The organism is Actinomadura sediminis (assembly GCF_042675525.1).
GTDB lineage: Bacteria > Actinomycetota > Actinomycetes > Streptosporangiales > Streptosporangiaceae > Spirillospora > Spirillospora sediminis.
Map to the genome: position 1 here is coordinate 1 of NZ_JBHTJA010000005.1, position 25,635 is coordinate 25,635.

At 72.8% G+C, this 25,635-nt stretch carries 26 protein-coding genes; 18 read left to right on the forward strand and 8 right to left on the reverse strand.

What is annotated here, in order from left to right; genetic code table 11:
* The 4 genes from ACFQ11_RS04580 to ACFQ11_RS04595 all read left to right on the forward strand — a co-directional run.
* Positions 1-1,041: peptidoglycan-binding protein (locus ACFQ11_RS04580; RefSeq protein ID WP_378296526.1), on the forward strand; the 1,041-nt coding region annotated here is incomplete at its 5' end.
* Positions 1,038-1,721: an ABC transporter ATP-binding protein gene (locus tag ACFQ11_RS04585; RefSeq protein WP_378296528.1), complete on the forward strand. Its 684-nt coding sequence runs from the start codon at positions 1,038-1,040 to the stop codon at positions 1,719-1,721. The genes ACFQ11_RS04580 and ACFQ11_RS04585, both read left to right, overlap by 4 nt.
* The gene (locus tag ACFQ11_RS04590; protein WP_378296530.1) at positions 1,721-2,926 is read left to right on the forward strand and encodes an ABC transporter permease; all 1,206 of its coding nucleotides are present in this window, start codon (positions 1,721-1,723) and stop codon (positions 2,924-2,926) included. Before ACFQ11_RS04585 ends, ACFQ11_RS04590 begins: the two co-directional genes overlap by 1 nt.
* A 161-nt stretch (positions 2,927-3,087) precedes the next feature.
* The gene (locus ACFQ11_RS04595; RefSeq protein WP_378296531.1) at positions 3,088-3,663 is read left to right on the forward strand and encodes an antibiotic biosynthesis monooxygenase; all 576 of its coding nucleotides are present in this window, start codon (positions 3,088-3,090) and stop codon (positions 3,661-3,663) included.
* A 42-nt stretch (positions 3,664-3,705) separates the two neighbouring features.
* On the opposite strand, the gene ACFQ11_RS04600 is transcribed toward ACFQ11_RS04595, so the two are convergent.
* The 3 genes from ACFQ11_RS04600 to ACFQ11_RS04610 form a co-directional block, all read right to left on the reverse strand.
* Positions 3,706-5,487, reverse strand: coding sequence for a choline/carnitine O-acyltransferase (locus ACFQ11_RS04600; protein ID WP_378296532.1), 1,782 nt, complete (start codon positions 5,485-5,487; stop codon positions 3,706-3,708).
* A 144-nt stretch (positions 5,488-5,631) separates the two neighbouring features.
* The gene (locus ACFQ11_RS04605) at positions 5,632-6,441 is read right to left on the reverse strand and encodes a class I SAM-dependent methyltransferase (protein WP_378296533.1); all 810 of its coding nucleotides are present in this window, start codon (positions 6,439-6,441) and stop codon (positions 5,632-5,634) included.
* Positions 6,442-6,505: 64 nt separating this feature from the next.
* Positions 6,506-7,366, reverse strand: a complete 861-nt coding sequence (locus tag ACFQ11_RS04610; protein ID WP_378296534.1) for a HalD/BesD family halogenase — start codon at positions 7,364-7,366, stop codon at positions 6,506-6,508.
* Positions 7,367-7,623: 257 nt separating this feature from the next.
* Here ACFQ11_RS04610 and ACFQ11_RS04615 point away from each other — a divergent pair, with 257 nt between their 5' ends.
* Positions 7,624-8,844: a PP2C family protein-serine/threonine phosphatase gene (locus ACFQ11_RS04615; protein ID WP_378296535.1), complete on the forward strand. Its 1,221-nt coding sequence runs from the start codon at positions 7,624-7,626 to the stop codon at positions 8,842-8,844.
* 55 nt (positions 8,845-8,899) lie between these two features.
* Here the strand turns inward: ACFQ11_RS04615 and ACFQ11_RS04620 are convergent, their stop codons facing one another.
* The 4 genes from ACFQ11_RS04620 to ACFQ11_RS04635 all read right to left on the reverse strand — a co-directional run bounded on the left by ACFQ11_RS04620 (position 8,900) and on the right by ACFQ11_RS04635 (position 12,117).
* A complete protein-coding gene (locus ACFQ11_RS04620; RefSeq protein ID WP_378296537.1) occupies positions 8,900-9,910 on the reverse strand; it encodes an alpha/beta hydrolase in 1,011 nt (336 codons plus the stop codon).
* A 202-nt stretch (positions 9,911-10,112) separates the two neighbouring features.
* Entirely contained in the window at positions 10,113-11,483 is a 1,371-nt protein-coding gene (locus ACFQ11_RS04625; protein WP_378296538.1) for a zinc metalloprotease, read from the reverse strand.
* The gene (locus ACFQ11_RS04630) at positions 11,480-11,689 is read right to left on the reverse strand and encodes a hypothetical protein (protein WP_378296539.1); all 210 of its coding nucleotides are present in this window, start codon (positions 11,687-11,689) and stop codon (positions 11,480-11,482) included. Before ACFQ11_RS04630 ends, ACFQ11_RS04625 begins: the two co-directional genes overlap by 4 nt.
* A gap of 134 nt (positions 11,690-11,823) precedes the next feature.
* The gene (locus ACFQ11_RS04635) at positions 11,824-12,117 is read right to left on the reverse strand and encodes a hypothetical protein (protein WP_378296541.1); all 294 of its coding nucleotides are present in this window, start codon (positions 12,115-12,117) and stop codon (positions 11,824-11,826) included.
* 244 nt (positions 12,118-12,361) lie between these two features.
* On the opposite strand from ACFQ11_RS04635, the gene ACFQ11_RS04640 reads away from it, so the two are divergent.
* The 3 genes from ACFQ11_RS04640 (at position 12,362) to ACFQ11_RS04650 (ending at position 14,741) form a co-directional block, all read left to right on the forward strand.
* Positions 12,362-12,898 (forward strand): ferritin-like domain-containing protein, encoded by a 537-nt coding sequence (locus tag ACFQ11_RS04640; RefSeq protein ID WP_378296542.1) that lies wholly within the window; start codon positions 12,362-12,364, stop codon positions 12,896-12,898.
* A gap of 44 nt (positions 12,899-12,942) precedes the next feature.
* Positions 12,943-13,911 (forward strand): TIGR03557 family F420-dependent LLM class oxidoreductase, encoded by a 969-nt coding sequence (locus ACFQ11_RS04645; protein ID WP_378296543.1) that lies wholly within the window; start codon positions 12,943-12,945, stop codon positions 13,909-13,911.
* A 98-nt stretch (positions 13,912-14,009) separates the two neighbouring features.
* Positions 14,010-14,741 (forward strand): DUF4097 family beta strand repeat-containing protein, encoded by a 732-nt coding sequence (locus ACFQ11_RS04650; RefSeq protein ID WP_378296544.1) that lies wholly within the window; start codon positions 14,010-14,012, stop codon positions 14,739-14,741.
* Positions 14,742-14,765: 24 nt separating this feature from the next.
* Here the strand turns inward: ACFQ11_RS04650 and ACFQ11_RS04655 are convergent, their stop codons facing one another.
* A complete protein-coding gene (locus ACFQ11_RS04655; protein ID WP_378296545.1) occupies positions 14,766-16,229 on the reverse strand; it encodes an MFS transporter in 1,464 nt (487 codons plus the stop codon).
* 94 nt (positions 16,230-16,323) lie between these two features.
* On the opposite strand from ACFQ11_RS04655, the gene ACFQ11_RS04660 reads away from it, so the two are divergent.
* The 10 genes from ACFQ11_RS04660 to ACFQ11_RS04705 all read left to right on the forward strand — a co-directional run bounded on the left by ACFQ11_RS04660 (position 16,324) and on the right by ACFQ11_RS04705 (position 25,523).
* Positions 16,324-16,812 carry a winged helix-turn-helix transcriptional regulator gene (locus tag ACFQ11_RS04660; RefSeq protein WP_378296546.1) on the forward strand — a complete coding sequence of 163 codons (489 nt, stop codon included), beginning with the start codon at positions 16,324-16,326 and terminating at the stop codon, positions 16,810-16,812.
* Positions 16,813-16,986: 174 nt separating this feature from the next.
* The gene (locus ACFQ11_RS04665; RefSeq protein ID WP_378296547.1) at positions 16,987-18,258 is read left to right on the forward strand and encodes an alpha/beta hydrolase; all 1,272 of its coding nucleotides are present in this window, start codon (positions 16,987-16,989) and stop codon (positions 18,256-18,258) included.
* 64 nt (positions 18,259-18,322) lie between these two features.
* Positions 18,323-19,132 carry a VOC family protein gene (locus ACFQ11_RS04670; protein WP_378296548.1) on the forward strand — a complete coding sequence of 270 codons (810 nt, stop codon included), beginning with the start codon at positions 18,323-18,325 and terminating at the stop codon, positions 19,130-19,132.
* A gap of 78 nt (positions 19,133-19,210) precedes the next feature.
* Positions 19,211-20,005: a VOC family protein gene (locus tag ACFQ11_RS04675; protein WP_378296549.1), complete on the forward strand. Its 795-nt coding sequence runs from the start codon at positions 19,211-19,213 to the stop codon at positions 20,003-20,005.
* Between the two features lie 9 nt (positions 20,006-20,014).
* Positions 20,015-20,809 (forward strand): VOC family protein, encoded by a 795-nt coding sequence (locus ACFQ11_RS04680; RefSeq protein ID WP_378296550.1) that lies wholly within the window; start codon positions 20,015-20,017, stop codon positions 20,807-20,809.
* 68 nt (positions 20,810-20,877) lie between these two features.
* Positions 20,878-21,963: an FUSC family protein gene (locus ACFQ11_RS04685; RefSeq protein ID WP_378296551.1), complete on the forward strand. Its 1,086-nt coding sequence runs from the start codon at positions 20,878-20,880 to the stop codon at positions 21,961-21,963.
* A gap of 39 nt (positions 21,964-22,002) precedes the next feature.
* Complete coding sequence (locus ACFQ11_RS04690) at positions 22,003-22,743, forward strand: PIG-L deacetylase family protein (protein ID WP_378296552.1); 741 nt, start codon at positions 22,003-22,005, stop codon at positions 22,741-22,743.
* A complete protein-coding gene (locus ACFQ11_RS04695) occupies positions 22,740-23,465 on the forward strand; it encodes a 4-carboxy-4-hydroxy-2-oxoadipate aldolase/oxaloacetate decarboxylase (protein WP_378296553.1) in 726 nt (241 codons plus the stop codon). Before ACFQ11_RS04690 ends, ACFQ11_RS04695 begins: the two co-directional genes overlap by 4 nt.
* Positions 23,462-24,574 carry a 4-oxalomesaconate tautomerase gene (locus ACFQ11_RS04700; protein WP_378296555.1) on the forward strand — a complete coding sequence of 371 codons (1,113 nt, stop codon included), beginning with the start codon at positions 23,462-23,464 and terminating at the stop codon, positions 24,572-24,574. The genes ACFQ11_RS04695 and ACFQ11_RS04700 overlap by 4 nt, the downstream gene beginning before the upstream one ends.
* Entirely contained in the window at positions 24,564-25,523 is a 960-nt protein-coding gene (locus ACFQ11_RS04705) for a catechol 2,3-dioxygenase (protein ID WP_378296556.1), read from the forward strand. Before ACFQ11_RS04700 ends, ACFQ11_RS04705 begins: the two co-directional genes overlap by 11 nt.
* Positions 25,524-25,635: the final 112 nt, after the last annotated feature.

The window sequence follows — 25,635 nt, forward strand, 5'->3', positions numbered from 1 at the left end:
CCGGCCGCGGCGGCCGTCGCGGCGGCCGGCGGGGGCGGCGCGTACGTCGCGCTGGGCGGCGGCGGGCGGCCGGGCGAGGCGGCGGCGACGGGCCTGCCGCCGCACACCGTCGAGGTGACCCGGCAGACGCTCAAGGACACCGAGACCGTGGACGGCGAACTCGGCTACGGCCCGGCCCGCATCGCCGCCTGCGGCCTCAAGGGCACGCTCACCGACCTGCCCGAGAGCGGCGCCGAGATCGAGCGCGGGCGGGAACTGTACGAGGTGGACGGCGACCCGGTGGTGCTGATGTACGGGTCGAAGCCCGCCTACCGGCCGCTGCGCACCGGTACGGAGGGCGCGGACGTGAAGCGGTTCGAGGCCAACCTGAGCGCGCTCGGCTACGGCGGGTTCACCGTCGACGACGCGTACACGAGCGCGACCGCCGAAGCCGTCCGGGAATGGCAGGACGACATCGGCGTCGCGGAGACCGGGATCGTCGAGCCCGGACGGGTGGTGTTCGCGGACGGCGCGGTCCGGGTGGACGGCCTGCAGGCGAGCGTCGGCGAGCCGGTCGGGCCGGGCGCGAAGGTGCTCGCCTACACCGGCACCGTGAAGGCCGTGACCGTCGAGCTCGAGACGTCCGAGCAGCGGATGGCGAGGAAGGGCGCGGCCGTCGAGGTCGCCCTGCCGGAGAACGAGCCGGTCCGGGCGGAGATCGACGAGGTCACGACCGTGATCGACCAGGGCGGGCAGGGCGAGGAGCCGACCACGAAGGTGGAGGTGACGGTGTGGCTCGACTCCGACGAGGCCGCGAAGGCCGCCGCCGGCTACGCCCTCGCGTCCGTCGACGTCACGTTCACCGCCGGGCAGAAGGAGGACGTCCTGACCGTCCCGGTGACGGCGCTGGTGGCGCTGAGCGAGGGCGGGTTCGGCGTCGAGGTCGTCAAGGACGGCGCCTCGGCGTTCGTCCCGGTCGAGACCGGCCTGTTCGCGGGCGGAAGGGTCGAGATCTCCGGGCCCGGCATCACCGCCGGCACGGTCGTGGGGACGGCGGAATGATCGAGCTGCGGGACGTGACGAAGGAGTACCCCGGCGGCGTCCGCGCCCTCGGCGGGGTGTCCCTGCACGTCGCGGCGGGCGAGCTCGTCGCGATCGTCGGGCCGTCCGGGTCGGGCAAGTCGACGATGCTGAACGTCCTCGGCACCCTCGACCGCCCGACGTCCGGGACCGTCCACATCGGCGGGCACGACGTGGGGCGGCTCCCGGACGCGAGGCTGTCGGCGCTGCGGGCGTCCACGATCGGGTTCGTCTTCCAGCAGTTCCACCTGGCGGCCGGGACGCGCGCACTCGACAACGTCGCGGACGGGCTCCTGTACACCGGCCTGCGGCTCGGTGCCCGCCGCGACCGCGCGGCCGAGGCGCTCGAACGGGTCGGGCTCGGGCACCGGCTCGACCACGAGCCGCACGAGCTGTCCGGCGGCGAACGGCAGCGGGTCGCGATCGCGCGGGCCGTCGCCGGGGAACCGGCGCTGCTGCTGGCGGACGAGCCGACGGGCGCGCTCGACTCGGTCTCGGGCGACGGGGTGATGACGCTGCTGCGGGAGCTGAACGCCGCCGGGACGACCGTCGTCGTCATCACGCACGACCGGGAGATCGCGGCCGGGCTGCCCCGGCGGGTCCGGATGCGCGACGGACGGGTCCGGTCCGACTCGGCGGCGGAACCCGCGGGGGTGGCCTGATGGCGGGCGGGACGGCCCTGCGGCCCGCCCGGCTGGGGCCGCGCGACGTCGTCCGGGTCGGTGCGGTCGGGCTGCGGACGCGGCCGATGCGGGCGTTCCTGTCCGCGCTCGGCATCGCGATCGGCATCGCCGCGATGGTCGCGGTCGTCGGCGTGTCGTCCTCGTCGCGGGCGGAGCTGGACCGCGCCCTCGACGCGCTCGGCACGAACCTGCTCACCGTCGCGCCCGGCAGCACCATGACCGGGGAGGAGGCGCGGCTTCCGCTGAAGGCCGAGGCGATGGTGGAGCGGATCGCGCCGGTGCGGGAGGTGTCGGCGATCGGCCTGCTCGGCGACGTCGGCGTGTACCGGAACTCGAAGGTCCCGGAGAGCGACACCAGGGGCATCGCCGCGTACGCGGCGCGCACCGACCTGCGCGGCGCCGTCGGCGCCGAACTCGCCGACGGCGTGTGGCTGAACGCCGCGACCGGCCGCTTCCCGGCGACCGTCCTCGGCGCGAAGGCCGCCGAGCGGCTCGGCATCGGCAAGGCCGGACCGGACGTCCAGGTGCTGATCGGCGGCGAGCACTTCACCGTCATCGGCATCCTGGAGCCGGCCGGGCTGGCGCCCGAGCTGGACACCGCCGCGCTCGTCGGCTGGCCGGTCGCGGCGTCCGAACTCGGCTTCGACGGGCACGCCACGACCGTCTACACCCGGTCCCGGGACGCCGCCGTCGAGGACGTCCGCGGCGTGCTGGGCCCCACCGCGAATCCCGAGGCGCCCAACGAGGTCGAGGTGTCGCGTCCGTCCGACGCGCTGGCGGCGCGGCAGGCGGCGGGCGAGGCGTTCACCGGGCTGCTGCTGGGCGTCGGTGCGGTCGCGCTGCTGGTCGGCGGCGTGGGCGTGGCCAACACCATGGTCATCTCGGTGCTGGAGCGGCGCGCGGAGATCGGCCTGCGCCGGTCGCTGGGCGCGACGCGCGGCCAGATCCGCGCCCAGTTCCTCACCGAGTCGCTGCTGCTGTCCGCGCTCGGCGGCGTGGGCGGCGCGCTCATCGGAACCGTGATCACCTCGGTGTACGCGATGTACCAGGGCTGGCCGGTGGTGGTCCCGCTCTGGGCGGTCGGCGGCGGGGTCCTCGCCACGCTCCTCATCGGCGCGGTCGCGGGCCTCTACCCGGCCGTCCGCGCATCCCGCCTCTCCCCGACCGAGGCCCTCGCGAGCTGACGGCGGCCGCCGCGCCCGAGCCGATGGCGGCGAAGGCCGCTCCCGGGCCCCGCGCCCGTGGGCGGCCTTCGCCGCGCGAGCGCCGTGCCCCCGGTCCGTCCGGGGGCGGAAGACGACCGGGGCGCGTGCATGGAACGGGGCGCAGGGGTGAGGTTCCGGGCATGGAGCAGCGGGGGCGGGAACCGGTGACGGTCGTGTTCACCTGGGACGTCAGGCCGGGGCGCGAGCGCGACTTCGAGCGGTGGACGGAGTCGCTCCACGAGGCCGCGAGCCGGTACCCGGGGCACGAGGACGCCATGTGGCTGCGGGCCGAGGGCGGACGGCACCGCTACTACACGCTCGTCCGGTTCGACGACCGGGAAAGCCTCGACACGTGGCTCGAGTCGCCGGAACGCCGCGACGTGATCGGGCGGCTCGGCGGCATCGCGGTGGAGCACCGGCACCACACCACCGGGCTCGAGACCTGGTTCAGCCTTCCGGGCGAGTCGGTGCCCGCGCCGTCGAAGGCGAAGATGATCGTCGTGACGTTCTGCGCCGTCTACCCGCTCAGCCTCCTGCTGCAGATGTTCGTCACCCCGCTCGCGCGGGACTGGCCGCTGCCGCTGCGGGCCGTGCTGTTCCCCGCGATCATCGTCCCGCTGCTCACCCTGCTGGTGATGCCGACGCTGAGCCGGCTGCTGCGGCGCTGGCTGTACCCGGCCGGGCGGGTGCCCCGGGCGGCGCGCCCGGGGCACTGAAGGCCTGCCGGCCAGATCGGCCGGCCAGATCGGTCGGCCAGGTCAGCCGGTAAGGAGCTCCCGCAGTTCGCGGACGGCCTCGCGGAGGCGGCCGGCGAAGTCGAACATCGCGTCCGCGACCGGGCGCGGGGTGCTCAGGTACACGTTGAAGCGGTCCGGGAGCAGGACGTACGCGACGCCGATGCACTGCTCGCTCGTCGACCCGAACCCGAAGTACCGGATGTTCGTCGACGGCGCCGAGCTCGTGCTGAGGTAGTCGTCCCGCATGACGGTCCAGCCGGGGGAGTCGAACAGCGGCAGCGGCTCGGCGTCCCCGCGCCGCTTCGCGATGAGCTGGAGCTCCCACAGGTGCTGCTCCGGCGCCCGCCCCGCCTGGCACTCCTTCGCGCGCCGCACGTGCGCGTCGGCGGCGGCGCGGAACGCGTCCCGGCGGTCGCCGGCCCGCGCGGCCGGGTCGTCCATGACCTCGACGAACCTCAGCACCTCGGGCGTGACGACCCGCATCGCCTCCGTGCGGCCCCGCCGGTACTGGCGCGTCGCGATCGACTCGTACGTCGCGCCGACCCGTCCCTTCGCGCGCTTGTGCGCCAGCTGGTAGGCCATCTGGACGAACGCGTCGGGCGACATCCCGAGGTCCTTCGCGTCCCGGGAGCCGAAGTCGTCGAACTCGACGCAGGCCGTGGCGGTCGCCGCGGCGTAGTCGGCGAACGCCGCGGCCGCCGCCCGCACGTCCGCGCGCAGGGCGTCGTCGAGGACGAACTCGATCGGCTCGACCGCCGGGAGCCCCTGGCTCCGGGCGCCCGACCGCGACGACTGCTCCGCCGCGGGCTCGCCGAGCAGCGCGTCCACGAAGCTGAGGATCGTCGTCCCGTCCAGCCCGCAGTGCTCCACGTTGATGCCGGCCGAGCCGTCCCCGAAGACGATGAACGACACGGCCTTGTCGAACCACCGGTTGGCGCTGTCGCCGTGCAGCAGGTTGTCGCACGCCTCCTGCGTCGACGCCGGGACGAAGTCCTCGAGGCAGACGCAGAACAGCGCGGTCTCCACGTCGTCGAGTGCCCGCGCGTTGCGCGGGTCGAGGGCGATCAGCGCGTCCCGGCTCGCGGCCCACTCGGCCCGCGCCTTCGTGGTCAGGTGCCCCGGGGACGGCTCCGGCGACGGCTCCGCCTTCATGATCGTCTCGAGGCCCGCGGCGAGCTCGTCGAGCGTGTGCGGACGCCCGCCCGGCCCGAGCACGTCCATCCGGACCATGGTGCCGCGGAAGAACACGACGATGTGCCGCGCGGTCGACGGCCCCGGCCACGCGTCGCTGTACGGCGCGCGGACGGTGTCCTGTTCGGCCCCGGGGATCCGCGTCGTCGAGAACAGGAACTTGTTCTGCTCCATCGACAGCGGGCGCCCCCGCTGCACGACCGGCGGCACCCGCTCGTCGTCCAGCCGCAGCTTGTAGTCCAGCGCGCCCGCGATCAGCCCGGCCGCCCGCGCGACCTGCGTCTCCCCGGAGTCGCGGAACAGGAAGAAGAAGTTCGCGTTGAGCGCGATGCGGTCGCGGCGCCCCAGGTACCGGTACGGCCAGAACGTGTCGAGCCAGCTGTGCACGCCCTCGCTCCGGTCGAACCGTTCGAGCTCCGCGTGCAGCCGCCGTCCCGGCCCGTCCGGGCGGAGGAAGTCGTCCAGCGCCGCTTCGGTGCGTGCGAGCTCGTCCGCGGTGAGCAGGGGCTCGCACCACCGCAGGAACCGCGCGCCGGTCTCGTCGAGCGCGGGCAGCGGCACCCGCGGCAGCGCGTCCTCGTTGCCGAAGGTGCGGGAGGAGAGCTCGTTCAAAGTCGGACCTCGGTTTCCGGATCGTGGGGGGCGGGCGAGTGCGGTCGGTGCCGGACGGCCGGCCCCCGGCCCGGGCCCGGGAGGCCGACCGGCGGGACGGCTCCGGGCCAGGCGGGCCGGGGGCGCGCGGGGACCGGCACGGGATCAGGGGCGGGGCCGGGACACGTGCAGTTCGGCGTAGTACCAGCCTTCCGTCTCCAGGCCCTGCGGGTCGACGCCGGCGTCCGCGAGCCGCAGCAGGACGTTCTCGCGCTCCTGCGGTGTCGCGAACCGGCGCTGCCGGAACAGGCCCTCCCGGCGGACGGTCTCGTAGCCGGCCGCGGCGAGCGTCTCGGCGATCGGGGCGAACGGGAACATCCGCAGGATGAAGTGCGCCATCCACGGGCGCCGCCCGCCGCACGCGTCGACGACGCGCGCGATCGTCCGCTCGGTGACGTAGCCGAGGCAGCCGGTGGAGACCACCAGGTCGGTCTCCGCGAGCAGGTCGCGCTGCGGCCCGGTCGGATCGTCGTTCTCGAGGTCGGCGTGGACGGCGCCGTCCAGGAAACCGGCGTCGAGCGCGTACGAGAGGGCGCTGCCGGAGGCGTCCAGGCCGATGAAGCGCGCGGGTGCGGTGCGCGGACCGCGGCGGCTCAGCTCGCGGTCGCGGGCCAGCAGCGCGTCGCGCGTCCGCCGGTGGGCGTCGGCGCCGCTGTAGCGCTCGTACAGCTCGCCCATCGTGATCCCGTACTTCAGCAGGGCCGCGTTGATGCCGTAGGAGCAGCCGATATCGAGAACCGTCGGGACCGCGACGTTCCGGGCCCTGCGGTATTCGTCGATCAGTTCGGCGAAGTGCGGGCGGGCGAGCTGGGGGATGTGGTAGTCGAGGTCCCGCAGCGTCGTGAAGTAGGCGCGGGGGTCGGGCTGCGTGTAGATGTGGTCGAGCGAGATCTTTCCGGACGTGTCGACGCGCACGGATCACGGTCCTTCCACGCGGGGACTCGGGGGACGGGCCTGGCGGGACGGGGAAGGGGCGGGGTCAGTCGAGGAGCGCGTCCACCCGGACGGCGCGGTCCGCCGCGAGGTGCTCGGGCAGGACGCGGCCGAAGAGCTGCCGGGTGCGGGCGGCGCTGCCCACGACCCCCGGGCGCTCGCTGTAGGCGAAGATCGCCGTGTGCCGGGCCGTCGCGCCGCGGACGGCGCTCACCCGGTGCAGCGAGTAGCGCCCCTTGAAAAGCTGGAGGTCGCCGGGCCGCAGGGTGAGGCCGCGGACGAGGTGGGCGCCCTCGCCGGTGAGCACGCGCCGCACGTCGTCGAAGTTCTCCGCCGCCGCCGACCGGATGTTCGGGCAGTACTCGAAGACGCCGCCGCCCTCCGCCTCCTGCGTCAGCAGGCTGACCGTGAACTCGTTCGTGTCGAAGTGCCAGGGGTGCTCCATCCCGGGCCGGACGACGTTCAGCACGAGCCCCGACAGCGGGTCGGCCAGCTCGTGCACCTCCGGCAGCCCGAAACAGCTCGCCACGAAATGCCGGAAAAGCGGCTCGGAATAGAGGCGGGGGACGATGTGGTGCGGCGGCAGCCGGTCGCGGGCGACGAACGCGTTCCCCCGTTCCACCGTAAGCCGTCCGGGGTGGCCGTCCGGCAGCGGCGTGTTCACGTCGATGTTGTAGGCGTTCACCGTTTCGACGTCGAAATGCGCGTCCCGTTCGACGGACGCGCATTCGGCCCGCAGCGTCTCCTGCCATTCGGGACGGACGAAGTCGGGCAGCACGCAGCAGCCGGTCCTCGCCAGTTCGGCCCGGGTGGCGGAGACGACCTCGTCCCATCGCGCGCTCGCCGGCGCGGCGAGGGGATAGCGTCCGGTGTCGATCACCCGATCCAGTTCCGTTGCCGCGCCCATGGACGTCCTTCCGCCTCGGCGAACCCATGACGGGTTTTAGCACATCCCTTGTGTCAATTCACGACGTACCTTTCTGGGGTGATTCATCGGAAACTGATGAACGGGGCCGGTGACCTGTGCTTTCAAACGTTCCAAAATCGCGTGCCGCCCGGCCCGCCCGGGACGTCCGTGTGTCCCATCTCACGCCGCAGGGGTAGGCGCCGAGGTCGGGGGTACACGGTCACTGCGGTACCCGCACACCGACCGGGGGGACGATCGTGGACGGTGCCGGCGAGCGCATGCTGGGGGACCTGCTGGCCGCCAACCACCTCACCGCGCTGGAGCAACTGCCCGGCGTGGTCGCCGAGCACGCCGGGCGTGCCGGGCTGCACGACGTGCTCGTGTACGTCGCCGACCTGCAGATGAGCCTCCTGCGCCTGCTGCCCGGACGGGACCCGGGCGGCGTCCCGGCCGAGCTGCGCATCGAGGGGACGCTCGCGGGCCGCGCGTTCCAGAACGTCGCCCCGACCCGCGGTCACCGCGTCGGCGGCGGCGACCGGGAATGGTGGGTGCCGCTGCTCGACGGGACCGAGCGGATCGGCGTGCTGCGCGTCGTGACGTCCGACGGCGATCGCGCCGCCCTGGCGCGTGCGGAGACGCTGTCGGGCCTGGTCGCGCTGCTGATCGTCAGCAAGGGCCCGGCCAGCGACTCGCTCGCCCGGCTGGTGCGGACGCGGCACATGACGGTGTCGGCGGAGATGCAGTGGCGGATGCTGCCGCCGATGACCTTCGCCAACGACCAGGTGGTCATCGGTGCGGCGCTCGAACCCGCCTACAAGCTCGGCGGCGACACGTTCGACTACGGACTGTCCGGCGACATCGTGCACCTGGGGGTGTTCGACGCCATGGGGCACGACACCGGCGCCGGGCTGACGTCGAACCTCGCCGTCGCGGCGTACCGCAACAGCCGGGTCGAGGGCGCCGGGCTCGCCGCGATCGGCGGGGCGATCGAGCGGGCGCTGCTCGAACAGGACTCGTCCGGCCGGTTCGTCACCGCCGTCCTGGCCCGCCTCCAACTGCGGACGGGCGTGCTGTCGTGGGCCTCCTACGGGCACCCCGCGCCCGTCGTCATCCGCGGCGGGCGCTGGGTGACGCAGCTCGACTCCCAGCCCGGCACGCCCCTCGGGACCGACCTCGGCATCGGCCCGAAGGTGTGCGAGGAGCAGCTGCAACCGGGCGACCGGCTCCTGCTGTACACCGACGGGATCGTCGAGGCCCGCGACCCGGACAAGCGGGAGTTCGGGCTCGTCCGTTTCGTCGACTTCATCATCCGCCGCAACGCCGACGGCCTGCCGGTCCCGGAGACGCTGCGGCGGCTCATCCACAGCATCCTGGACCACCACGCGGGACGCCTCGACGACGACGCGACCGTCCTCGTGCTGGAGTGGCACGGCCCCCCGGGCACCGCCACCGGCAAGGAGCCGATCGAGCAGACGTGACGGCCCGTGCGGGCGGCCCAGACGTGACGGCCCGCGCGGGCGGCCCGTGCGCGGCTCAGCCGCGCAGCGCCCGCATGAGCATCGGGTACGCCTCGTGCAGTTCGCGCTGCCAGTACGGCCAGGTGTGCTGCCCGTGGAAGAACCGCGTCGTGACGGGTATCCCGTGGTCGCGGAGGCGTGCGACGAACGCGCGGCTGTGCCGGTAGGTGGCCGCCTCGACCGGGTCGGTGAACGGCCAGCCGCCCAGGTCGCCGCGCCGCCCGTCGCCGCTCGCCACCCACAGCCGCACCCCCGCCAGCCGTCCGGCCTGGTCGGTCGGGTTGTGGGCGTGCCAGATCGCCGCCTGGTCGTCGGGGTCGCCCCACACGCGCCGCCAGTCCGTCCCCGGGCAGGCGAGGGACGGGCCCCAGCCGGTGGAGTCGTCGCCGGGGGTGTGCCCGTCCAGGGTGTGCAGGTAGCCGCTGAAGGCCGCGGCGGCCTCGAACATCCCCGGGAAGCGCGCCGCGTACAGCATCGCGCCGAGCCCGCCCATGGAATTGCCCGCGATCGCCCGCCGCCTTCCGGCGCCGTACTCGCGTTCGAGGATGCCGCGGACCTCGGTCATGTGGAACGTCTCCCAGCGCGGCGGGCCGCCCTCGCCGTGGTTCCACCAGTCGGAGTAATTGCCGCACCGGCCGCCGTTCGGCATGACGACGATGACGTCGGAGCCGGCGGTGAGCTCCGCGACGTCGGTGTCGCGCGTCCACGCGGTGTAGTCGTCGACGCCGCCGTGCAGCAGCCACAGCGTCGGCCAGGTGCGGCGCGCGTCCCGCGACCAGCCGTCCGGGACGAGCAGCCGCACCTTCTCGCGCCGTCCCATCGCCGGCGACTCGATGGTCAGGTCGAGGGTCCGGCGGGCGACCCGGGTCTCGTCGACCACCCGCGCGCCCGTTCCCGTGTACGCGGGGACGTGCGACTGGACGTGCGACGGGGGGTGCGCCCGCGGGACCGCGGACGCGGGCGGGACGGGAAGGACGAACGGGGCGAGGATCGCCGCGCAGGCGGCGGCGGCGCTGCGGCGGAACAATGGGGGAGCCTTCCGGGAAAACGAACTTACTCCGAGTAAATTCCCGTGCTCCGCGCCATGAATGCGTTAATGGAAAGGCGTATAAAATGCATTGACGGTTGCCCGGTGCATTTTATACGCCGGTGCGGACGAGTGAGCGCCGGACGCTCGCGGGCGTCCGGCGCTCGATGGGCCGTCGTGCGCGCGGCGGGCGCGCACCGGATCAGGCGTCCGGCACCGGGCCGGTGGCCGGCCCCCGGTCGGCGGGCGCGGGCCCCCGCACGGAGCGGATCGCCCACCGCAGCAGCCTGCGTCCGAACGAGTAGACGATCAGCACGAGGCCGACGACCGGCAGCACGATCAGCAGCGTCTGCAGCACCGCCACGATCATCACCAGCGGGTCGCCGCCCGCCATGGCGTCCTCGAACAGGGTCCGCACCTTTCCCCAGGCGAGCTGCAGCAGCTCGGGCACCTGGGTCGCGATGATCCCGAGTTGCAGGATCATCACGGGGAAGACCGTGAGGACCCAGAACGCGACGAAGACCTGCGGCCACCGCTTCAGGTCGCGCAGCAGCGCGTCGGGGGGACGCCGCAGCAGCGTCCGGCTCAGGATCGGCTTGATGTACTTGAACAGGTCCGGAATGCCGGCCAGGTCGGAGATGATGTAGTAGCCGTCGAACCGCAGGGTCGGCAGGAGCTGCTGCAGGATCTCCAGGTTCACGTAGAGCAGCGCGACGAGCAGCGGCTGGTAGCCCGTCTGCACGTACAGCAGCGTCAGCGCGATGATGAACACGCCGTTGAAGTAGACGCCCGCGAGGTCGGTGCGGAGCCGCCCGCCCCGGCCGAGCCGGTACGACTCGGTGATGTCGGTGTAGAAGGCGGGCCAGACCAGGTAGATGCCGAACCCCATGACCCCCGGTTTGACGCCCCCGTACCGGCACGCGGCGGCGTGGCCGACCTCGTGGAAGGCGACCGACAGCACCCCCAGGCCCATGACCACCAGGATGCCGACGGGGTTCAGGATGGAGTCCCGGAGGGCGTCGACGACGGACTGGGAGGTGAACACCCAGACCTCGCTGAGGATGAGCGCCGCGATCACCGGGATCACCGCGAAGGGGCTCAGCAGCCAGGCGAACATGCCGCCGAGCAGGGAGCTGACCGACTCGGGGATCACGGCGACCTTGAACTTCAGCGCGAGGAACGGGTTCGCCTTGACGATCGGCGGCGCCGTCCCGTCGCTGAAGGTGGTGACGCCGAGCGGGGCCAGCTTGCGGTCGACGAGGTAGACGATCTGCTCGCCGGTCAGCCGGGCGCCCGCCTCCCGCGAGACGGCTTCGGCCACCCGGTCGAGGGCGGTCTCGACGTCGGTCGTCCCGGCCAGGTGGCGGTGCTCGTGCAGCGCCTTGACGACATGGAACAGCAGCGGCGGCAGCCGGACGAGCTGGCGGTTCGGCAGGCTGACGAGTTGCGGGGGCTCGCGGTAACCGGAGTTCTTGAACTCGCCGACCAGCTCGGCGCCGTCGACGAGGGTCGGCAGCGTGAGGACGGCGGGCGGCTCGGCCCCGTCCACGGTCGACGTCGGGCCCGTGCTCATGCGCCCTTGTTGATGACGGCCGCCGGGACGCACGTCAGGCTGGAGTGCGGCGGCTGGGCGAGCAGACCGGTGCCGAGCACGCCCGTGGTGCCCGGGGAGTACGTCGCCTGGCAGGCGTAGAAGATGATCGTGTCGCCGCCGCCCGACAGCGCGAGGCGCCCGGGGAGTACCTCGCCCGACAAGCGGTCCAGGTCGGCGTACGTCAATTTCTGAGGGTTCATAGCTCGCTTTCGGGGATTCGTCCGTAAAGCTTCTTTTGCCCTAAAAGAAGGGGGAAGGGCTGGCGTGTGCACGCCAGCCCTTCCAGTTGCGGGCCAGGGCCCGCGATGTAGCACCTGGGTCAGGCGCTGGTGGAGCTGGCGGTCGGCTGGCAGATCTGCGAGACGACCGGGTTGTTGGAGCTGAGCCCCAGCGCCCCGACGAGACCGCCCTGCGGCTGAGCGTTGACGCTCGTGCAGGTGCTGTGGACGACCGTGGTGTCGTCGCCGCCGTCGTTGCCGTGGCCGCCCAGGTTCAGGTTGGCGTTCTCGTTCTCGTTGTCGCCGCCACCGACGAGAAGGGTGGACAGCACGGCGCGCTCCGGCAGAACCTCGCCGGCGAGCATGTCCAGTTCGGTGTAGCTGAAGGACTTCATGTGGTTCCTTTTCTCCTTGTCAGGCCCGGACTCCAAGGTGGATACCGGATGTCCCTGCCCCGCCGCGGGGTCGCAGCGAGGTAGCTCTACGTATAGCACGCATCACTCTGGGTGCCAAGCCGCACAGTGGTCGCACCGATACCGAGTGTCGCCGTCTTGTGCGAGGCATGACCATCTGGTGCTGGGTAGGAGGGGGGCGTCATCGGCTGATCAGCGGGCGATCCGCGAGGAACGAGGAGAGGGCATGGCCGACAACAGCTTCAGCATCGACGTGGCGGCGATCCGGGAGCGCGCCCGCCGGAAGATGGACGAGGGCGTGGTCACCGACGGCTACAAGCGCAGCCCCGAACAGGTCATCGGCGTCCTCAACGACGTCCTGGCCACCGAGATCGTCTGCTGGATGCGCTACGCCCAGCACGCGATCAGCGCGTCCGGGATCGACCGGGCCCAGGTCTCCGACGAGTTCACCGAGCACGCCCAGGAGGAGCGCGACCACGCGATGCGGGCCGCCGAGCGCATCAGCCAGCTCGGCGGGGACCCCGACTTCGACCCCGAGACGCTCGCGCGGCGCTCGCACACCGAGTACAAGACGTTCAAGGACGACGATCTGCGCGGCATGCTCGAGGAGAACCTCGTGGCCGAGCGCATCGTCATCGAGTCCTACCAGGAGATCATCCGCTGGCTCGGCGAGGGCGACGTCACCACCCGCCGCCTGATGGAGGACATCCTCGCCGAGGAGGAGGAGCACGCCGACGACCTGATGGATCTTCTCGGAAAGTGATCGGCGACCGTGTCACCCCGGACACGCCGGGTATGCGGGGCGGCATGGAATTCGGATACACGCTCCTGTGCGAACAGACACCGCCGAAGCAGCTGGTCACCGACCTGGTGGAGGCCGAAGAGGCGGGCTTCGACTACTCGGTCATCTCCGACCACTACTTCCCGTGGCTGGAGGACCAGGGCCACGCGGCCTACGCCTGGTCGGTGCTCGGCGCGCTCGCCCAGGCGACCCATCACATCCCGCTGATGACGTTCGTGACCTGCCCGATCATGCGCTACCACCCGGCCGTGGTGGCGCAGAAGGCCGCCACGATGGGCGTCCTGTCGGACGGGCGGTTCACCCTCGGCCTCGGCGCCGGCGAGAACCTCAACGAGCACGTCGTCGGCCGCGGCTGGCCGTCGGTGGACGTCCGGCACGAGATGTTCGCCGAGGCCGTGGAGATCATCCGCGCGCTGTTCGGCGGCGACTACGTCAACTACAAGGGCCGCCACTTCACCGTCGACTCGGCGAAGCTGTACGACCTGCCGGACGAACCGGTCCGCATCGGCATGGCGGCGTTCGGCCCGCGCGCGGGCCGGCTCGCCGCGCGCCACGCCGACCTCCTCATCTCCGACCAGCCGGTCGGCGACGTCGTGTCGCTCTTCAACAACGAGGGGGGCGGCGGCAAACCCGTCTACGGGCAGATCCCGATCGCCTACGGTCAGGACTACGAGGAGTGCAAGCAGCGGGCCCATCGCGTGTGGAAGTTCTCCGCTCCGGCTTGGAAGGTCATGGCCGAACTGCCGGGTCCGGTCAACTTCGAGGCCGCGTCGAAGACCGTCCGTCCCGAGGACGTGGCGCAGTCGGCCCCGTGCGGGAACAACGTGAACGACTACCTCGAAGCGGTCCAGCAGTGGGCGGACGCCGGATTCACGCACATCTCGTTCTGCCAATCCGGCGCCGAGCACCAGAAGGACTTCCGCACCTGGGCGGAGATGGAGCTGCTGCCCGCCCTGCGGGAGCGGTTCGGCTGAGACCTGGGAGCCACACCGGGGATGGCTCCCCGGCGTGGCGCCCATCCGGTTCCCGGGTTCGTAGGTTCGGGGCGAACCGACGAACCCGGGAGGAAAACGTGTTCCGGCTGCTCTGCGCCCTCGCCCTCACCACCGCCGGGACGGTCGCGCTGGCCGCCTGCGACGTCTCGTTCGCCTCGTTCGGCCCGGAGGAGACGTTCCGGGACGAGGCGAGGCTCCCCGCGGGGATCGCGTCCGTGCGCATCGACGTCCGCGAGGGGAGCGTGACCGTCCGGGGCGGCGACGCGAAGCCGCACCTGCGCCGCACCGTCCGCTACCGGGAGGACCGCCCGGAGGGCGCCACCCACCGGATCGAGAACGGCGTCCTGATCCTCGGCGGCTGCGGGGACGAGTGCTCGGCGAGCTACACGGTCGACGTCCCGGCGGGCGTCCCGGTGAGCGGCGCCGCGTCCAGCGGCTCCCTGCGCCTCCACAGGGCCGGCGAGGTGAACGTCACGACCGACTCGGGCTCGATCGGCCTGGCGGGCGTCACGGGGCCGATCAGGGCGAGGACGTCCAACGGCGGCATCGAGGGGCACGACCTGAAGTCCGGCCGCATCGACGTCGAGACGTCGAACGGGGCCATCACGCTCGTCCCGTCCGTCCCGGCGGACGTCCGCGCGAAGACGTCCAACGGCGACATCACCGTCACCGTCACCGGCGGCCCCTACCGCGTCTCCGCGACCACCGGCAACGGCGACGAGCGCGTCAACGTCCCCACCGCCCCGTCCGCCCCGCACCGCCTCGACCTGACCAGCGGCAACGGCGACATCACCGCCACGGCCCCCTGAGGGACGGCCGTCCGCGCGCTCCCCTCAGCCGGCGGTCTCGGCGGCGGACGGGACGGCGGACGGGGCGGGCTCGGCGGGCGCCGCCGCATCGGGCGCGCGCCGCCGGGCGCGCAGCCCGAACGCGGTGACGGCGGCCGCCAGCAGGACCGCGCCGAACGGGACGAGCAGGGCGGCCCGGAGGGCGTCGAGCCGGGCCCCCGTCGACGTGCCGTCGCCCAGCGCCGCGACCTGGACGGCCGTCACCGCCGACAGCCCGAGCGCCATGCCGAACTGGATCGCGGTGTAGAGCAGCCCGCCCGCGACACCGTGCTCGCGCTCGTCCACGCCGTCCGTCGCGGCCATCGTCAGCGGGCCGTACACCAGCGCGAACGCGACCCCGATGAGGAACAGGATCGGGAACATGAGGAGATAGGCCCAGTCGATGCCGAGCGGCAGGAACAGCCCGTACGCCACGGCGGCGACGACGAGCCCGCCGAACAGCACCCGCACGTTCCCGAACCGGTTCACCAGGTACGGCGTCAGCGTGGGGGCCAGCACCACGTCGGCGCCGAGGGCGAGCAGGGCGAGGCCGGTCTGCCACGTCGTCCATCCCCGGAGTTCCTGCAGGTACAGCGTCATCAGGAACTGGAAGCCGGCGAAGGCGGCGAGGAACAGCAGCGCGGTCACGTTCGTCCGCACCAGCGCGGGCGACCGCAGGATCCCGAGCCGGACGAGCGGGCTGCGCGAGCGCCGCTCGATCGCGGCGAACGCCGCGAGCAGCAGCGCCCCGGCGGCGAACACGCCGACCGTCAGCGCGGTCCCCTCGCCGGGGTGCTCCAGCCGGACGACCCCGTACGCGAGCAGCAGCATCGACCCGGTGACGGCGAGCGAGCCCGCGAGGTCGAACCCGCCCGTCCGCGGCTCCGGCCCGTCCGGTCGCCGCACCAGCGGGACGGCCGCCGCCAGGATCAGCGCCGCGAGGATCACCGGCGCGAAGAACACCCAGCGCCAGCCGAGCGACGTGAGCAGCCCGCCCGCCACCAGACCGAGCGTGAACCCGCCCGCCGCGGTCCCCGCGTAGATCCCGAGCGCCCTCGTCCGCGCCGGTCCCGGCGGGAACGCCGCGGTGACCAGCGCGAGCCCGGCCGGCGCCATGAACGCCGACGCCACCCCGGTCACGAACCGGGAGACCAGCAGCATCCAGCCCTCGGTGGCGAACCCGCCGAGCCCGGAGAACAGCAGGAAGACCACGAGCCAGGTCAGGAAGACGCGGCGGTGCCCCAGCAGGTCGGCGGCGCGCCCGCCCAGCAGCATGAAGCCGCCGTATCCGAGCACGTAGGCGCTCACCACACCGCTGAGCATCCCCGTCGACAGCCCGAGGTCCGCCCGGATGGACGGCAGCGCCACGTTCAGCATCGCGACGTCGATCCCCTCGAGGAAGATCGCGCCGCACAGCACCAGCAGCATCGCCCAGGTACGCCCGTCCATGCGGACGGCAGAAGTGGACATGACCCCGTTCCCTTCACGACGACGGGACCGGTTCCCCTTGTGGATGCCGGTTCCCTCTTGTAACCGGCCCCATCTTCGGGAACTATCGGGTGTCATGGAAGAAGGCACTTTCGAGTCCCCCGGTTACTGCGGGGATACCGTCGGCGACGATGACGTCCTGCAGTGGTACGCCCGCAACGACTGCGAGGTCCGGCAGATCCTCGACCGCATCGCCGACAAGTGGTCGCTGCTGGTGATCTCGCTGCTCAACCAGCGGTGCAGCCTCCGTTTCACCGAGCTGCGCAACCGCATCGACGGCATCAGCCAGCGCATGCTCACCCGGACCCTGCGGCACCTCGAACGCGACGGGCTCGTCCGCCGGACCGTCCACCCGACCGTCCCGCCGCGGGTCGACTACGAGCTCACGCCGATGGGGGAGACCCTGCACTCGACGATCCGCGCGCTCGTCACGTGGACGGAGGAGCACCAGGGCGCGATCGCCGCGGCGCGCTCCGCCTACGACGCCCGCGTCGCCGCAGAGGAGGAGCGGGCCCGCCGGGCGGCCGCCGAACGGGAGGCCCTGGACCGCGCCGTGCGTTCGTGAATTGGCACGTTCCCGCTAGTCGACTTATCCGCGTAACACTGCTATTGCATTCTTTGCCAATACTTGCGTATGGGACGTCCGGGACAGTAGTTTCATCCGCGAGTGAGTAGCGGGCCGGGGCACGGAGCGCAGTACGGCCTGACCGGCTGGGAGCCATCGGCTGCTGGGGAGCCCATGAAAAAGCGTACCGACCGGAAGATCGCCGTCATCGGCACCGCGACGGCGGCCGTCCTGCTGCCCGCCCTGATGGTGGGGCTCGCGCAGGCGGGCGTGGGCGTGCCGATGCGGGACTCGGAGCAGGCGGGGGCGTCGCAGCCCGTGCCGTCGTTCGGCCCCGCGACGCGGCCGGGCGTCCCCGGGACCCCGACGGGGTCGGAATCGCCGTCGCCGACCGCGTCGCCGATCCCCGAGGTGCCGAACCGGCCGATGACGACCGACCCGTTCAACACGGGATCGGGGAAGCCGGCCTCGAACGACCCCGACACCAACACGGCGAACCACGGCAAGAAGCCGAAGCTGCCGGCCGACGCCGCCGGCAAGCCCGGCAAGTACGCGGCGGCCCCGGACGGCGCGAAGATCACCGACGTCAAGAAGGTCGGCAACCGCATGTACGACGTTTCCATCGCCTCTCCGGCGCTGGGGACGACGGTCAAGACGCGGCTGCTGCTGCCCAAGGGCTGGAAGGCCGGCGCCAAGCGCTCCTGGCCGGTCGTGTACGCGTACCACGGCGGCAACAACAACTACCAGTCCTGGACCAAGGACTCGCAGATCGAGCAGGTCGTCGACGACTACGACGTCATGGTCGTGATGCCCGAGGGCGGCTGGCAGGGCTCGTACAGCAACTGGTGGAACGACGGCAAGGGCGGCATCCCGATGTGGGAGACCTTCCACATCGAGGAGGTCATCCCGCTGATGGAGCGCAACTTCCACGCCGGGACGAGCCGCGCCGCGATCGGGCTTTCGTCCGGCGGGCAGGGCGCGGTGACCTACGCCCAGCGGCACACGGGCATGTTCAAGTACGTCGCGTCCTACAGCGGCGCCCTGAACATCACGGCCCCGGGCGTCCCGATGTTCCTCGTCTCCATCAACAAGGAGGCGGGGACGAAGATCTGGGGCGACCCGATCATGAACCGGAACGTGTGGCGGCAGCACGACGCGACGGTGATGGTCGAGAAGCTCAAGGGCGTCGGCGTGTACGTGTCGTGCGGGAACGGCGAGCCCGGGCAGCACGACAACCCGAACGCGGCGTTCTGGGACGCGGGGCGGGTCGGCGAGCGGCTCGCCTACCGGATGAACGTCAACTTCCTCCAGGCCGCCGAGCGGGCCGGGGTCGAGGTCACCGAGAGCCTGTACGGCAAGGGCATGCACAACTGGAAGTACTGGCGCCCCGAGCTGGCCAAGAGCTTCCCGCTCGTCGCCGGTGCCATCGGCGCGAAGAAGCTCTGACCTGGTGAACGCTTGACCGTGCGCGGGCGAAGGGCTTGGCGTCCGCGTACGTAGCGTGGGATTCATGGAGCCCACACCGTACGAGGCCGCACCGTACGAGGCCGCACCGTACGAGCCGGGAACGCCGTGCTGGCTGGACCTGGCGAGTGCGGATCCGGCGGCGTCCAGGCGGTTCTACGGCGGACTGTTCGGCTGGACGTCGTACACGCTGACGATCGACACGCTGGACGACTACGACGTGTTCACGCTCGGCGGCGTGAACGGCCCGACGGTCGCGGGGATGCAGCGGCTCACCGACCCCTCCCAGCCCTCGGTGTGGACGTGCTACTTCTACGCCGAGAGCGTCGAGGAGGCCGCGCGGCGGGTCGTGGCGGCGGGCGGGCGGGAACTCCTCCCGCCGACGGAGATCGCCCACCTCGGGCGCACCGGCATGTACTCCGACCTCGAAGGGTGGGACTTCGCGGTCTGGCAGCCGCACGAGGTGGAGGGCGCGGACGTCGTCGGCCGGCCCGCGGCGATGTGCTGGACGGAACTGGCGGCGTACGAGGCCGAGCCGGCGGAGTCCTTCTACGGTGCGGTGTTCGGGTGGGACGCGGTGCGGCACGGGGACCGCACGACCTGGCGGGCCGGCCGCCGGCCGGTGGCCGGGCTGATCCCCATGGACGACAAGCGGCCGGGCGGCTGGATCCCGTTCTTCCAGGTCGCCGACTGCGATGCCGCGGTGCGCGACGGCGTGGAGCTGGGCGCGCGCGTGGCGGTCCCGCCGCGGGACGAGGCGGCGGGCCGGTTCGCGGCCGTCGTGGACCCGAACGGCGCGTGGGTCACGATGATCGCTCCGCACGGAGTTGGCGAAGGTTTGCCGGAAAGCGGGTGAATCCTTCGAGACCGCTGCGGGGAGGGTTGGCGTGCCCGTCCATAGCGTGGGACCGATGTCTGAAGTGGGGGTTCTCCGATGCCCGAGGTGACGCGGTACGAACCGGGCGCGCCGTGCTGGATGGACCTCGCGAGCCCGGACCCCGGGACGTCCAGGCGGTTCTACGGCGAGCTGTTCGGCTGGACGTCGTACACGCTGACGATCGACACGCTGGACGACTACGAGATCTTCACGCTCGGCGGGCCGGAGGGGCCGTCGGTCGGCGGGATGCAGCGCCTCGCCGACCCCGACCAGCCGCCGTCGTGGACGTGCTACTTCACCGTGACGGACGTCGACGCCGTCGCGCGGGACGTCGTGGCGGCGGGCGGGCAGGAGCTCGTCGCGCCGGCGGAGGTCGCCCACCTGGGGCGGATGGCGATGTTCGCCGACTTCCAGGGGTCGGACTTCGCGGTCTGGCAGCCGCACGGGGACGAGCTGCGGGGCGCGCAGGTCACCGGGGAGCCGTCCACGATGTGCTGGGTGGAGCTGGCGACCCGGGACGTCGACAAGGCCCGGCGGTTCTACGGCGAGGTCTTCGGGTGGCGCGCGGTGGAACGGCGCTACTACCGCGACTACCTGTACACGAACTGGAAGGTCGGCACCTTGTCGGTGGCCGGGCTGGTCTACATGGACGAGACGTGGCCGCGGGAGTGGCCGGGCGACTGGATCCCGTACTTCCAGGTCGCCGACTGCGACGCCGCGGCGGACCGGGCCACCGGGCTGGGCGCGACCGTCACCGTGCCGCCGGACGACATCGACCCCGGACGGTTCGCGGTCGTCATGGACCCGACCGGTGCGCGCCTCGGGCTGATCAGCCCGCGGGGCGACCGGTAGGGGGCGCCGATGCCGAGGGTGACCGGGCACGAGGCGGGCGCGCCGTGCTGGCTGGATCTGGCGAGCCCGGACCCCGAGGCGTCCAAGCGGTTCTACCGCGAGCTGTTCGGCTGGTCCTCGTACACGATGGCGCTGGACGCGTTCGGCGACTACGAGATCTTCACGCTCGGCGGGACGCAGGGCCCCCGGGTCGCGGGGTTGTCGGCCCTCGCGGACGGCGCGCAGCCGCCGTCCTGGACGGTCTACTTCCGCGTCGACGACGTCGACGACACCGCGCGGGCGGCGCGCGCCGCGGGCGGGCGGGAGCTCTTCGCGCCGATGGCGGGGCTGGGCATCGGGCGCGCGGCCATGTACGCCGACCTGGAGGGGGCGGACTTCGCGCTGTGGCAGCCGACCGAGCTGGCGGGCATGGAGATCGTCCGGGAGCCGGGGGCCATGTGCTGGGTCGAGCTGGCGTCGCGCGACATCGAGGGCGCCCGGCGGTTCTACGGCGAGGTCTTCGGCTGGCGGCCGGTGGAGCACCGGATCTACCGTGCCGCGCCGTACACCGCCTGGGAGGTCGGGGGCCGGCCGGTGGGCGGCATGGTGTTCATGGACGAGCACTGGCCGCCGCACTGGGGCGCCCACTGGATCCCGTACTTCTGGGTGGAGGACTGTGACGCCACGGCGTGGAAGGCCACCGACCTCGGCGCGCGGATGGCGATCCCGCCGACCGACATCCGGCCCGGCCGGTTCGCGACCATCCTGGACCCGACCGGCGCGCGGCTCGCGATGATCACTCTCGCTCCCGACCTGCGCGGCTGACGTCACGTCCCGGCGCCGTCCGTGCGGCGGTTCAACGGCGGGACGGCGGGCAGTGAAGATCGGTGCGCGTGGGAGAGAGGGTGCGGCGCCTGGCGCCGCGGACGGACCGCCGGTCCTGGGAAGACCGGGTCAAGATCACGGTGAAGGGCGTCGTCGCGGGGGTCGGCGCGTGGCTCGTCGCGAAGTACCTGGTGGGGCACGCGGTGCCGTACTTCGCGCCGCTGGCCGCGCTGCTCGGGGTGTACCCGACGGTGGCGCGGTCGGTGCGGGAGAGCATCGGGTACGCGGCGGGGTTCCTGGTCGGCGCGGGGCTCGCGATCCCGGTCGGGCTGTTCATCGGTCCGAACACCGCGGGGATCGCCGTCGTCCTGGTGGTCGGGCTCATGCTGTCGAGCTGGCGCGGGTTCGGCAGCCAGTCGTCGCAGGTGGCGTTCACGGCGCTGTTCGCGCTGCTGGTCGGGGGCGACCAGGTGGTGGCGTACGTCCATCCGCGCCTGTACGACGTCGCCGTGGGGCTCGCGTTCGGGCTCGTCGTGAACGTCCTGCTGTTCCCGCCGCTGTACCTGCGGCGCGCCGAGTACGCGGTCCGGCAGGTGCGGGACGTCCTGGCGGAGTCGTTCGAGGAGCTGGCGGACGGCGTGGCCGACCAGCGCGAGGACTGGCGGACGCGGTGGGACGACGCGCAGCCGCGGCTCGGGTACGTCGTCAGGCAGGCCCGGTTCGCCGTCGACCAGGGCTGGGAGAGCCTGCGCGGCAATCCCCGGGCGCGGCTGTGGGGATTCCGGCTGAGCCCGCGGATGGCCGACCAGTGGGGGACGCCGCGGCAGATGACGACGCTGGAGCACGCGGCGGCGGACCTGCACTGGATCGCGGGGACGCTGCGGGAGGCGACGGACGGGGAGAGCGGCGAGCTCCGGCTCAGCCGGACGTTCCGCGCGGACTACGCCGGGCTGCTGCGGGCCCTCGCCGAGGTCGTCCGCTGCGAGTCGGGCGAGTCGGTCGAGGTCGCGGACGAAGCCCGGTCCCGGGCCCGCGAGCTCCAGGACGGGCTGGAGCGGCCGTTCGAGGACGGGACCGACGTGCCCGGCATCTGGGACCCCCGCAAGGAGCTGCTCCGGCTGTCCGGCCTCGCCCTCGACGCCTTGTCGCCATAATTGTTGACAATCTGGGCTACACGGTCGAATGTAGGTGCCATGAGCACCGAGAACGCCCCCCGTCCCCTCCTGGTGATCAGCGCCCACGCCGGCGACTTCGTCTGGCGCGCGGCGGGCGCCATCGCCCTGGCCGCCGAGCGCGGCGACCCGGCCACGGTCGTGTGCCTCAGCTACGGCGAGCGCGGCGAGTCCGCGCGCGCCTGGCGGGAGGGCAAGCGACTGGACGAGATCAAGAAGATCCGCCGGAGCGAGGCGGAGGCCGCCGCCGCCGAACTGGGCGCGGAGATCGAGTTCCTCGACGCCGGCGACTACCCCCTGGTCGAGAGCCACGACCTGGTGGACCGGCTGGTGCGCGTCTACCGGGAGGTCGACCCGGCGGTCGTCCTGACCCACCCCCTCGCCGACCCCTACAACGGCGACCATCCCGCCACCGCCCGGATGGCGCTGCAGGCGCGGGTGCTGGCGCAGGCGATCGGGTACGACGCGCCGGGCGAGCCGCTGGGCGCCCCGCCGGTGTTCTTCTTCGAGCCGCACCAGCCCGAGCAGTGCGACTTCAAGCCGAACGTGCTGCTGGACATCACCCCGGTGTTCGAGCGCAAGCGGCGCGCGATGGAGTGCCTGCCCGCGCAGGAGCACATGTGGGACTACTACACCGCGCTCGCGAAGCGGCGCGGCGTCCAGCTCAGGCGGAACGCGGGCCCGAACCTGGGGCTGCCCGTCGACACGATGGCCGAGGCGTACGTCCGGCTGTACCCGCAGACGACGCGGGAGCTGGCATGAGGACGGTCGTGGTCACCGATCCGCCGCGCGCCGACTTCGCGCAGGTGGACGTGCTCGCCGCGGTCGGCGTCGCGACGGTGCACGAGGCGCTCGGCCGCACCGGCTACCTCGGGCCCGGCCTTCGGCCCGTCCACCTCGGGTCGCGGATCGCCGGGACGGCCGTGACGGTGCTGTCGTGGCCCGGCGACAACCTGATGATCCACGTGGCCGTCGAGCAGTGCCGTCCCGGCGACGTCCTGGTCGTGACGACGACGTCGCCCTCGACGGACGGCATGTTCGGCGAGCTGTTCGCGACCGCCCTGCGGCACCGGGGCGTCCGGGGGCTGGTGATCGACGCGGGCGTGCGGGACGTCGCGGAGCTGCACGCGATGGGGTTCCCGGTGTGGTCGGCGGCGGTCAGCGCGCAGGGCACGGTGAAGGCCACGCCGGGCGCGGTGAACGTGCCGGTCGCCGTCGGCGGGCAGGTCGTCCGGCCCGGGGACGCGATCGTCGCGGACGACGACGGCGTCCTGTGCGTCCCGCGCGGGCGCGTCGCGGAGGCGGTCGCCGCGGCGCGGGCGCGCGAGGAGAAGGAGGAGTCGACGCGGGCCGCGTTCCGGCGCGGCGAGCTGGGCCTCGACCGGTACGGGCTGCGCGACCGGCTCCCCGGGCTGGGCATCGAGTACGTCCCGTACGCCGAGTACGAGGCGGAGACCGCGGCCGAAGGCGGGGCGGGCGCGTGACCGGCGGCGTGCGCTGCATGCTGATGCGGGGCGGGACGTCGAAGGGCGCGTACTTCCTCGCGGACGACCTGCCGTCCGACCCGGCCGCGCGGGACGACCTGCTGCTGCGGGTCATGGGCACCCCCGACCCCCGCCAGATCGACGGGATCGGCGGCGCCCACCCGCTGACCAGCAAGGTCGCGGTGGTCTCGCGGTCGCCCGACGCGGGCGCGCCGGGCGGCGCCGACGTCGACTACCTGTTCCTGCAGATCGGCGTGGACGAGCCGGTCGTCTCCGTCCGGCAGAACTGCGGCAACCTGCTCGCCGGGGTCGGCCCGTTCGCCGTCGAGCGCGGCCTCGTCGAGCCGGGCGGCGCGGAGACGGCCGTCCGCGTCCGGATGCTGAACTCGGGGAGCGTCGCCACCGCGACGTTCCCCACCCCGGGCGGCCGCCCCGCGTACGCGGGCGGCACCGCGATCTCCGGGGTGCCGGGGACGGCCGCCCCGGTCCTGCTCGACTTCGAGGGCACCGCGGGTTCGGCGACGGGCGGCGCGCTGCTGCCCACCGGACGCGTCCGCGACGTCGTCGACGGCGTCGAGGCGACCCTGATCGACAACGGGATGCCGGTGGTGGTCGCCGCCGCCGCCGACTTCGGCGTCACCGGCGACGAGTCCCCCGCCGAGCTCGAGGCCCGGCTGCGCGACCGGATCCGGTCGCTCCGCCTGCGGGCCGGGGAGCTGATGGGACTCGGGGACGTCTCGGGCGCGTCCGTCCCGAAGACCACCCTCGTCGCCCCGCCCCGCGCCGGCGGGACGATCGGGACCCGCACGTTCATCCCGCTGCGCGTCCACACCTCCATCGGGGTGCTGGGCGCCGTCACCGTCGCGACCGCCGTGCTCATCGACGGCGCCGTCGGCCACGACCTGGCCGAGCTCCCCGCGCCCGGCGAGCCGATGGGCATCGAGCACCCCACCGGCCGCGTCGACGTCGACGTCCGGCTCGACGCGGCGGACGGCGCGGGCGCGCGCGGCGTCCCGGCCGTCCGGCGGGCCGCGATCGTCCGGACGGCCCGCAAGCTGTTCGACGGCACCGTCTTCCCCCGACCTCCAGGAGACCCCCATGGCGCCTGACCGCGCACCCGCCCACGAGATCGCGCACGTGGGGCACGTCGAGCTGCTGACGCCCGAGCCGGAGAAGAGCCTGTGGTTCTTCACCCGCGTCATGGGCCTCACCGAGAACGGCCGCGAGGGCGACTCGGTCTACCTGCGGACCTGGGACGACTACGAGCACCACTCGCTGAAGCTCACCGCGCACGCCACGTCCGGGATCCGCCGGGTCGGGCTGCGGACGTCGTCGCGGGAGGCGCTCGACCGCCGCGTGCGGGCGATCGAGGACGCCGGGCTCGGCGTCGGCTGGCGCGACGGCGACCCCGGCCTCGGCCCCGGCTACGTGTTCCGCGACCCCGACGGGCACGAGCTGGAGCTGTACTGGGAGTCGGAATGGTACGAGGCGCCGCCCGAGCTGGCGCCGTCGCTGAAGAACCAGGCGCAGGCGTACCCGGCGCTCGGGGTGTGCGTCCGGCGGCTCGACCACGTCAACTTCCTGGCCGCCGAGGTGGAGCCGAGCACCGATGTCCTGCGGGACGTCCTGGGCGCGCGGCCCACGGAGCAGATCGGGCTCGACGACGGCACGATCGCCGGTCGCTGGATGACGTTCACGAACAAGTCGTACGACATCGTCTACACGCGCGACCGGACGGGCGGCCGCGGGCGCCTGCACCACATCGCGTTCGCGACCGACACCCGGGAGGACATCCTCCGCGCCGCCGACATCTTTCTCGACAACGGCGTCTTCATCGAGACGGGCCCGCACAAGCACGCCATCCAGCAGACGTTCTTCTTGTACGTCTACGAACCGGGCGGGAACCGGGTGGAGCTGTGCAACCCGGGCGCCCGGCTGATCCTCGCCCCCGACTGGCGGACGATCACCTGGACCGAGGCAGAACGCGCCAAGGGACAGGCGTGGGGCCTGCAGACCATCGAGTCGTTCCACACCCACGGAACGCCCCCGGTGGCCTGACCCCCCGCCCCGGCCCGCGCGCCCCGGCCCGCGCGGGCCGGGGGCCCGCTCAATCCACGTTCGCGGGCTCGTCTCCCGATAGGCTGAGTCATCAACAAAATTGGCGACAATC

Coding starts and splice junctions, on each gene's coding strand:
- ACFQ11_RS04585 (WP_378296528.1), top strand. CDS start 1,038: ATGATCGAGCTGCGGGACGTGACGAAGGAGTACCCCGGCGGCGTCCGC.
- ACFQ11_RS04590 (WP_378296530.1), top strand. CDS start 1,721: ATGGCGGGCGGGACGGCCCTGCGGCCCGCCCGGCTGGGGCCGCGCGAC.
- ACFQ11_RS04595 (WP_378296531.1), top strand. CDS start 3,088: ATGGAGCAGCGGGGGCGGGAACCGGTGACGGTCGTGTTCACCTGGGAC.
- ACFQ11_RS04610 (WP_378296534.1), bottom strand. CDS start 7,366: ATGGGCGCGGCAACGGAACTGGATCGGGTGATCGACACCGGACGCTAT.
- ACFQ11_RS04625 (WP_378296538.1), bottom strand. CDS start 11,483: ATGAGCACGGGCCCGACGTCGACCGTGGACGGGGCCGAGCCGCCCGCC.
- ACFQ11_RS04635 (WP_378296541.1), bottom strand. CDS start 12,117: ATGAAGTCCTTCAGCTACACCGAACTGGACATGCTCGCCGGCGAGGTT.
- ACFQ11_RS04640 (WP_378296542.1), top strand. CDS start 12,362: ATGGCCGACAACAGCTTCAGCATCGACGTGGCGGCGATCCGGGAGCGC.
- ACFQ11_RS04645 (WP_378296543.1), top strand. CDS start 12,943: ATGGAATTCGGATACACGCTCCTGTGCGAACAGACACCGCCGAAGCAG.
- ACFQ11_RS04655 (WP_378296545.1), bottom strand. CDS start 16,229: ATGTCCACTTCTGCCGTCCGCATGGACGGGCGTACCTGGGCGATGCTG.
- ACFQ11_RS04660 (WP_378296546.1), top strand. CDS start 16,324: ATGGAAGAAGGCACTTTCGAGTCCCCCGGTTACTGCGGGGATACCGTC.
- ACFQ11_RS04665 (WP_378296547.1), top strand. CDS start 16,987: ATGAAAAAGCGTACCGACCGGAAGATCGCCGTCATCGGCACCGCGACG.
- ACFQ11_RS04670 (WP_378296548.1), top strand. CDS start 18,323: ATGGAGCCCACACCGTACGAGGCCGCACCGTACGAGGCCGCACCGTAC.
- ACFQ11_RS04675 (WP_378296549.1), top strand. CDS start 19,211: ATGCCCGAGGTGACGCGGTACGAACCGGGCGCGCCGTGCTGGATGGAC.
- ACFQ11_RS04680 (WP_378296550.1), top strand. CDS start 20,015: ATGCCGAGGGTGACCGGGCACGAGGCGGGCGCGCCGTGCTGGCTGGAT.
- ACFQ11_RS04690 (WP_378296552.1), top strand. CDS start 22,003: ATGAGCACCGAGAACGCCCCCCGTCCCCTCCTGGTGATCAGCGCCCAC.
- ACFQ11_RS04695 (WP_378296553.1), top strand. CDS start 22,740: ATGAGGACGGTCGTGGTCACCGATCCGCCGCGCGCCGACTTCGCGCAG.
- ACFQ11_RS04705 (WP_378296556.1), top strand. CDS start 24,564: ATGGCGCCTGACCGCGCACCCGCCCACGAGATCGCGCACGTGGGGCAC.